The sequence below is a fragment of the Streptomyces glaucescens genome, from assembly GCF_002154375.1.
Classification (GTDB): Bacteria; Actinomycetota; Actinomycetes; order Streptomycetales; family Streptomycetaceae; genus Streptomyces; species Streptomyces glaucescens.
This window is the reverse complement of the sequence record NZ_MUND01000159.1, coordinates 1-6,283: the sequence shown is the minus strand read 5'-3', so window position 1 is coordinate 6,283 and position 6,283 is coordinate 1. Positions and strand designations below refer to the sequence as shown.

Here is a 6,283-nt window from a genome sequence, read left to right as displayed (position 1 = left end):
TCTACTTCCCGTTCGTGCAGTTCCTGTCGTCGGCCGCCGCGGCCGACGACAGGAACTGCACGAACGGGAAGTAGATCGAGATCAGCCACTGGCCGTGCACGCGGGCCTGCCGGTAGCCGTCGCTGCGCTCGGCGAACCGGCGTCCGCCGTCCCGCTCCCGCCCGAACGCCTGCACGATCCGCAGCCCGGCGACGGTCTCCTGGAGGTCGGCGTTGACGCCGGACACCCGCTCGCGGGCGAGTTCGTACGCCTTCACGCTCGCCCGGCGGAAGAAGAACGTGGCCACGATCAGCGGCGGCAGCGTGGCGAACACCACGAGTGCCAGCTCCACGTCGATCACCAGCAGGGCGACCATGATGCCGAAGAACGTGACGACCGAGACGAACGCGGTGACCAGGCCCGTCTGGAGGAACGTCGACAGGGCGTCGACGTCCGTCGTCATGCGGGTCATGATCCGGCCGGTCAGCTCCCGCTCGTAGTAGTCGAGGCCCAGCCGCTGGAGCTGGGAGAAGATCTTCAGACGCAGGGCGTACAGGACCCGCTCGCCGGTGCGGCCCGTCATCCGGATCTCGCCGATCTGCGCCGCCCACTGGGCGAGCACGGCGGCCAGGGCCAGCGCGGACGCCGCCCAGACCGCGCCGAGGGCCAGCTCGGAGACACCGCTGTCGATGCCGTGCCGGATCAGCACCGGGAGCAGCAGGCCCATGCCCGCGTCCACCGCGACCAGGGCGAGGCTGACGAGGAGGGGCAGCCCGAAGCCCTTGAGGAGCATTCTGAGCCCGTAGGACTCCTCCGGCCGCACCGCCCGCGCCTCGTCGACGTCCGGGGTCTCGGTCGCCGGGGGCAGGGCGTCCACCTGGGCCAGCAGCTCCGGGGTGGCCGGGGTGCCGGACAGCGCGGTGTCCTTGCGCTCGCGGTCACCGGTCCACAGTCTCGGGGTGACCCCGCGCTCGGCGTCGAACTCGGCGTCCAGCTCCTCGCGGACCGAGGTGTCCTCGTCCTGCGGGGCCGCCTTGGGGGTGTGGCCCGGGGAGACGCCGCCCAGCTCGTCCGGGTCGGTGAGCAGCCGCCGGTACAGCGCGGAGCGCCGCTCCAGCTCCTCGTGGGTGCCGAGGTCGGCGAGCCGGCCGCCGTCGAGGACGGCGATGCGGTCGGCGAGGTTGAGGGTGGAGCGGCGGTGCGCGATGAGCAGGGTGGTGCGGCCCTCCATGACCCGCTTCAGCGCCTCGTGGATCTCGTGCTCGACGCGCGCGTCCACCGCGGAGGTGGCGTCGTCGAGGACGAGCAGCCGCGGGTCGGTGAGGATGGCGCGGGCGAGGGCGACGCGCTGGCGCTGGCCGCCGGAGAGGGTGAGTCCGTGCTCGCCGACGACCGTGTCGTAGCCGTCGGGCAGCGCGCTGATGAAGCCGTGCGCCTGGGCGGCGCGGGCGGCCTTCTCGATCTCCTCGTGAGTGGCGTCGGGGCGGCCGTAGGCGATGTTGGCGCGGACGGTGTCGGAGAAGAGGAACGAGTCCTCGGGGACCAGGCCGATGGCGGCGCGCAGCGAGTCGAGGGTCAGCTCGCGCACGTCGTGGCCGCCGATCAGCACGGCGCCGCGCGTGACGTCGTAGAAGCGCGGCAGGAGCAGCGAGACGGTCGACTTGCCGGAGCCGGAGGAGCCGACGACGGCCAGGGTCTCGCCGGGGCGGATCTCGAAGGAGAGGCCGTCGAGGACGGGCTTGTCCGGGTCGTAGCCGAAGGACACGTCGTCGAACTCGACGGTCGCGGGGGCGTCGGCGGGCAGCTCCCTGGTGCCGTCGGTGAGGGCCGGCTCGGTGTCGATCAGCTCCAGGACGCGTTCCGTGCCCGCGCGGGCCTGCTGGCCGACGGTGAGGACCATGGCGAGCATCCGGACCGGGCCGACGAGCTGGGCGAGGTAGGTGGAGAAGGCGACGAAGGTGCCGAGGGTGACGTTGCCGCGTACGGCGAGCCAGCCGCCGAGCGCCAGCATGGCGACCTGGCCGAGGGCGGGGACGGCCTGGAGCGCGGGGGTGTACCTGCTGTTCAGGCGGATCGTCCGCAGCCGCCCCGCGAAGAGCCGCCGCCCGACCTCCCGCAGCTTCTGCGTCTCCTGCTCCTCCTGCCCGAAGCCCTTCACCACGCGGACGCCGCCGACCGCGCCGTCGACCACGCCCGCGACGGCCGCGGCCTGCGCCTGGGCGTACCAGGTGGCGGGGTGCAGCTTGGTGCGGCTGCGCTTGGCGATCCACCACAGGGCGGGCGCCACGGCGAGGGCGACCAGCGTGAGCGGGATCGACAGCCACGCCATGATGACCAGGGAGATCAGGAAGAGCAGGAAGTTCCCGATGGTCATCGGGAGCATGAAGAGCAGGCCCTGGATCAGCTGGAGGTCGCTGGTGGCCCGCCCGACGACCTGCCCGGTGGACAGCTCGTCCTGCCGCCGCCCGTCGAGCCGGGTGATCGTCCCGTACATCTCGGTGCGCAGGTCGTGCTGGACGTCGAGGGCGAGCCGTCCGCCGTAGTAGCGGCGGATGTAGGTGAGGACGTAGACGAGGAGGGCGGCGACGATGAGGGCGCCGGCCCAGGGGGCCATGCCGCGGGTCTTGTCGCCGACCACGTCGTCGATGATCACCTTGGTGATCAGCGGGACGACGGCCATGACGGCCATGCCCGCGAGGGAGGAGCCGAGGGCGAGGATCACGTCCTTGGGGTAGCGCCAGGCATAGCCCCACAGTCGTCTCGCCCACCCTTGCTGCGCTGCCACGCCGGTGCCCTCCGTCAGATCTGATCTTCCGGAAGGCACCAACACGGACAGAAGCGGATTTCATCCCTCCGCAACAATTCGGGGCCGGGGCGGGCGGGTCAGAGGCGGACGCGGAGGAAGTAGAAGCGGGTGGTCTGGGCGGGGTTCTGGTTGTCGTCGCTGGCGAGCAGGACGTCCAGGCGGCCGTGCGGGCGGCCGGTGACGGCCATGGCCTCGATGTTGTCGAGCAGCGGGTTGGGCTGCGGCTGCCTGGCGGTGGCGCCGAGATCGGGGCAGTCGGCGAGGTCGGCGAGCAGGGTCTTGCGGATCGGCCGCACGCCACCCCGCTCGGTCAGCTGTTCGATCTCGCTGACGTCCGTGGCGCGGCGCGGGTCGGCGAGGTAGAGGCGGACCGTGTTGCCGACACCGGCGGTGAAGCCGCGCTCCAGGACGAGGAGGCGCCCGTCGGGCGTCGCGGTGATCTCGGGGACGCCGAGGCCCGGGTCGGTGCGATAGGCGTACTGCGCGGCCGGCCGGAACCGGTCGTCGTGCGTCCGCCGCCAGGTCTGGACCCGCACGGTCCCGGCGACGTCTCCGCCGAGGGCGTACTCCATGGAGGCGACGAGCGTGCGGCCGTCGCGGGTCATGGTCAGTCCCTCGAAGGTGCCGTTGACGGGCGCCCGGCCCGCCGGGGCGACCCGCAGGGCGTCCGGCACGGGCAGCCGGTCGAGGACGCGGCCGTCGCGGGAGTGCCGGCGGACGGACGGCTCGGTCTCCGAGGAGACCAGGTAGGTCCCGTCCCGGTCGACGACCAGCCCCTCGGAGTCGAGCGCGGCGCCGTACTCGTCCGCGAGGGGCAGCGTTCCGCGCGGCTGGAGCGTCCGCCCGTCGAGCGAGAACAGCACCGACCGGTCGGAGACCGCCGCGAGGGCGCCGTCCCGGTCCACGGCCAGCGCGGAGAAGTTGCCGACGAAGGCACCCTCGTACGTCGTCTTGTCGAGCGCGTCGGAGAAGCGCTCGATGGCGACGGAGGGCGAACAGGCCGCGGCCGACCGCGCGCCGGCGGGGCCCGCGGCGACCAGGCTGGCCGCCGCGGCGAGGGTGGCGGTGACGGTGGCGAGTACGGTTCTCGGACGCATGACGCTCGGACGCATGACTCTTGGACGCATGACTCTTGGACGCATGGCCGCCACCGTAGGGCGGGCCGGTGACGGCCGGTGGACGGCCTGGTGAAGCGTGGGCCGGGTCAGGCCGGGGCGAGTTCCCGGTCGATCACCTTGGCGACGCCCTGGACCGCCGTGATGCCGACGACACTTCGGTTTTCCGCGAGACGGGTGTGTCGAGGCGCTCGGCCCAGGCGTCCGACGCCGCTGACAAGTGTGGTACCGGCCTGCTCGGCCGCAGGAAGTGAGAGTCAGCCCCCGGGTAGATGGACGCGCACTCCTTCATCCGAGAACTCACCGAAGTCTGCAACCACAGGAACCAGAGAACCTTGGCTGATGTCGGCACCACAGAAGCACCGAGCGCCTGGTGATCCCGCGTACAGAACGTCGATGTCGGCCAGAACCTCGTCCGATTCCCCGATGAGCGCTTCCCGGCCAGGCGCGTAAGCGACCATGATCCATGGGTGACGTTTCAGAGGGGTGCTTGAGAATTTTTCGACCCAGCCAGGCTGAGGATCTCCGTCACCGAACGGAATGAAGCGGTTCGGAATACTGCTCCAGCTTAGACGGCTGGCTCCCCAGGGAAGGTTGTCGAGGTAGTCGAAAAGCTCCTGCGCTGCATCTGGGCCTGCTAGTTCGTGTCGATGAACGGCTCGCCACTGCCGCACGAAAGGGTGCTCGATACTCCACTGTTCTTCGACCGACAGACCGTGGTGCCCGGCCTCCATCCCCGTCATCGACAGCTCGGAGAAGCCCTTGCCCATCACCGACCCGGTCGCGCCGCCCAGGTCGCCCAGCCCGTCGATGGTGGCGCCGACACCCTTGGTGAACCTGGCCACCGCCGCCTTGTCGAAGTTCAGGTCCTTCCCGTCACCACTCACGGCCGTCACCCACGGCCGTCCCCCTCGGCCTGCACGTCACGGTCGACGGCGACACCGTCCGGGACGATCCCGGTGACCGGCGGGAAGAACATCGACCCGTCATCGGTGGCGATGTCCACCGCGAGACCGGCGGGCTCGCCCAGCGAGGGCACGATCTCGTCGATGATGCGCGCACCCAGGAGCGCCGCGTGGTTCATCGGCCGGTCACCCGGCCCGTGGTGCACGGCGAACCGGGCCAGTGCCACCTCGTCCGTGAACCCGCAGACCCACCGCACCCCGCCCGAACGCGCCGACCACAGGCCCCCGTCGGAGACGGGCACCAGCAGGACCGAGCGCCGCATCTCACCCACCAACGCGCGAGGGTCACCGACCCCCGCCCTCCGCTCGGCAATCCGCTCGGCCAACGCCGTCCTGGGCTGCTCCACGGTCCCTCCCTCGTCCGCGGTCACTGATGGCACCGTAGAACACACGCTTCAGGAGGTGTCGGTGGTTCTCCCGGGAGTCACCACGCGGAGGTGGGCCGCCCCGTGAAGGGGCGGCCGGTCGCAGGCCTTGGGCAGTTCCTCGGGTCAGGCGGCGGCCAGGTCTCGGTGTATGACCTTGGACACGTTCTGGATCGTCGTGATCCCGTAGTTCATGGTGCTGTTGCCGTGGGTCAGCACGGTGATGGTGTAGCCCCTGCCGGCACCCCTGAAGACGCCGACGCTGTGCACCCGCCAGCCGTACGTGGCCCGGGAGAGCCAGCCGTTCTTGACGCCGACGGTGACACCGGAGGGGGCGCCGTACGGGGTGCCCCAGCGCTGCGACGACACGACCTGGCCCATCAGCTTCAGGATGAACGCGCGCGCGTTGTCGCTGAGCACGGTGTTCTTCACATTGATCAGCTTCAGCAGCTTCTGCTCATCGGTCACCGTGATCTGGGTCAGCCCCCAGTAGCCGTTCGCGCCGGGCTTGGTCTGCGTCATCCCGGCGGCGGTGAGGAATCCCCTGATCTTCGTCAGACCGAGCTGCTTCCACAGCGTGCTGGTGGCCGCGTTGTCCGACTTGGTGATCATGGCTCTGCTGAGGGCGACCTCGCGGTCGGTGAGATACCGCCCGTGCTTGCTCGCGTCCCACAGCAGCGTGGCGAGGACGGTCACCTTGACGACACTGGCGGAGTCGAACGCGGTGGAGCCGCGGAGCGCGCAAGTGGTGTTGGTGGTCCGGTCGTACACCCCGACGGCGATCGTCCCCTTGCGGTTCGCGAGCGCGGCGGTGATGTCCTTCTTCAGCTTGGCGGCGAGCTCCGGCTTGGCGGACGTACAGCTGACGGTCGGGGTGGCCGCGGCGGCGGGGGCGGCGGCGGCCACCGTGGGTATGAGGATGCCGGCGGATATTGCGGCGCCGAGCAGGCGGGCATGACGGGATCTGCCGTGAGTCATGACTGCTTCGACTCGTCAGGGCGGCGCACGGTTGTACGGCTGTTCGGCCAACGAGAAGGCGGGGTAGGAAAAAGC

At 70.7% G+C, this 6,283-nt stretch carries 4 protein-coding genes and 1 pseudogene; all 5 read right to left on the bottom strand.

Going from position 1 to position 6,283, the window contains the following annotated elements; genetic code table 11:
* Positions 1-31: 31 nt before the first annotated feature.
* Positions 32-2,764, bottom strand: a pseudogene (locus tag CCN42_RS12215) (ABC transporter transmembrane domain-containing protein); the annotation flags it as partial.
* 98 nt (positions 2,765-2,862) lie between these two features.
* Positions 2,863-3,882 (bottom strand): esterase-like activity of phytase family protein, encoded by a 1,020-nt coding sequence (locus CCN42_RS12210; RefSeq protein WP_086735319.1) that lies wholly within the window; start codon positions 3,880-3,882, stop codon positions 2,863-2,865.
* A 275-nt stretch (positions 3,883-4,157) separates the two neighbouring features.
* Positions 4,158-4,787: a hypothetical protein gene (locus tag CCN42_RS44355; RefSeq protein ID WP_245877250.1), complete on the bottom strand. Its 630-nt coding sequence runs from the start codon at positions 4,785-4,787 to the stop codon at positions 4,158-4,160.
* A gap of 5 nt (positions 4,788-4,792) precedes the next feature.
* A complete protein-coding gene (locus tag CCN42_RS12200) occupies positions 4,793-5,128 on the bottom strand; it encodes an SseB family protein (RefSeq protein WP_422641159.1) in 336 nt (111 codons plus the stop codon).
* A 228-nt stretch (positions 5,129-5,356) separates the two neighbouring features.
* Positions 5,357-6,208, bottom strand: a complete 852-nt coding sequence (locus CCN42_RS12195) for a serine hydrolase (protein ID WP_086735317.1) — start codon at positions 6,206-6,208, stop codon at positions 5,357-5,359.
* Positions 6,209-6,283 lie beyond the last annotated feature (75 nt).

Bases quoted from the DNA above. Each gene is read 5' to 3' on its own strand.
- CCN42_RS12210 (WP_086735319.1), bottom strand. From the start codon at position 3,882: ATGCGTCCGAGAACCGTACTCGCCACCGTCACCGCCACCCTCGCCGCG.
- CCN42_RS12200 (WP_422641159.1), bottom strand. From the start codon at position 5,128: ATGCGGCGCTCGGTCCTGCTGGTGCCCGTCTCCGACGGGGGCCTGTGG.
- CCN42_RS12195 (WP_086735317.1), bottom strand. From the start codon at position 6,208: ATGACTCACGGCAGATCCCGTCATGCCCGCCTGCTCGGCGCCGCAATA.